Origin of the sequence: Pontibacter ummariensis, assembly GCF_900188175.1 — a bacterium.
In the GTDB taxonomy this organism is placed as follows: domain Bacteria; phylum Bacteroidota; class Bacteroidia; order Cytophagales; family Hymenobacteraceae; genus Pontibacter; species Pontibacter ummariensis.
In genome coordinates, this window is record NZ_FZOQ01000076.1 from 1 (window position 1) to 1,361 (window position 1,361).

Consider the following 1,361-nt stretch of genomic DNA (forward strand, 5'->3'; position numbering starts at 1 on the left):
TATGCCGTTCTTACAGATATACTGGTTAGCACTGCGTACAAGTAATGAGCAGAGCTAGGGCAGTTTTTACTAAGCTTTTGATTCCGCCCTGGGGTACGCCTGGCGCTTCTCACGAACCATGAAGAAGATCTCATCTACTGTGTAGCCCCGATAAGAATAGGGCAGGACAATCAAGCCGCCTAAAAGCGCATGGACCAGTTGCGCGAGAAGAGCTTGGAGCACATCCGCTGCACTAGATGACGAATTGGATGCAATCACAACGCTGGTCCAGGCATTACCCTGCAGTAAATCCACAGCCGCACAAGCACCTGCTGCTGGAGACATACGATAGGGTTGTGGTAGGTCGCATAAAGGGAAAAATGGAAAAACTATAAGTAGGTGTTGGTGTTTCTTGCCCAAGACCTGGACGATTATTTGTGGCGAACGACTTTGGGCACTAGGAAACGGAAATTAGACAATGGAGTACGTTGACCTGAACACTGGCTTCTACCTCATGGGCTTCCCGGACTACGGAGAGTTTAAGCGAATAAAGCAGCTATGCCAGGACAGGTACAAGCATATCGCCTTTGCTGGAGAGTTTGGGTATATGCACGAAATCCAGGCGAAGCGGTGGGCAAGGAGTGTGCCGAGCGGCTATCAGAACTACGCTCTATCGCTTGATGACTACTACAACAGCGACTACATCAAGCCCAGGCCCGAGCGCATACCCAAGGGGCTGAAAAGCATCGAGACAGCAATACAAGAGTTAGAGCGCAAGGCACAGTACAAGGTCAGGTATGTTCTCATTGTCAGAAAATGAAAAAGCCAAGCAGACAGGAAACTGCTTGGCCTAATCAAATCAACTAACTCCATCTGCTAAAGCAACCATTCTTTAGCTTATAGCCTCAAGGTAGGCCTTCTTTCGAAGACTTACAAGAGAAATAGTGTTTAAACATATTGTTTAAGGCACAACAGGTGGGAAACAAGCTACAAAGAACAACCAGACAGTGCTTTATAGTTTGGATATGGCTAATGTTGCCTGGCATATAAGAAAATGAGGTTCCAGTGCCACAGTGGCTTAAGAGGCAGAGTGGCCGCATGTCCTACCAGGCGTATCTATACATTGTCTGCTTCAAGACTGCCTCACCTGTACGTTTGCTCCTGCTAGTAAATGAAAGATACTCTGAGCTATGGTCTTGTTGGGTGCTCAGGGGGGGAGAGCCGCTTTTAGTCTAGTAGTGCCCTTTTCGAGTAAAGCCAGACTTCCATTTGGTAAAAGCTCCTGACGTAGGCGGGCTAAAAGTTCGTTTTCTTCTTGTTTAAACGGTAAAACAATGAGTATTTGCCAGGGCTGGGTTGGCGTGCAGGTGAAGCGAAAAAAG

At 47.5% G+C, this 1,361-nt stretch carries 2 protein-coding genes; one reads left to right on the top strand and one right to left on the bottom strand.

Annotation, left to right across the window (positions count from 1 at the left end; translation table 11 throughout):
- Nucleotides 1-69: 69 nt before the first annotated feature.
- A complete protein-coding gene (locus CHB92_RS25415) occupies nucleotides 70-324 on the bottom strand; it encodes a hypothetical protein (RefSeq protein WP_089322040.1) in 255 nt (84 codons plus the stop codon).
- Nucleotides 325-457: 133 nt separating this feature from the next.
- Between CHB92_RS25415 and CHB92_RS25420 the strand changes: the two genes are divergently transcribed.
- Nucleotides 458-799, top strand: coding sequence for a hypothetical protein (locus CHB92_RS25420; protein ID WP_089322041.1), 342 nt, complete (start codon nucleotides 458-460; stop codon nucleotides 797-799).
- The last annotated feature ends 562 nt before the right edge of the window (nucleotides 800-1,361 follow it).

What these genes read in the sequence shown, in the direction of transcription:
- CHB92_RS25420 (WP_089322041.1), top strand. Translation starts at nt 458, where the DNA reads ATGGAGTACGTTGACCTGAACACTGGCTTCTACCTCATGGGCTTCCCG.
- CHB92_RS25415 (WP_089322040.1), bottom strand. Translation starts at nt 324, where the DNA reads ATGTCTCCAGCAGCAGGTGCTTGTGCGGCTGTGGATTTACTGCAGGGT.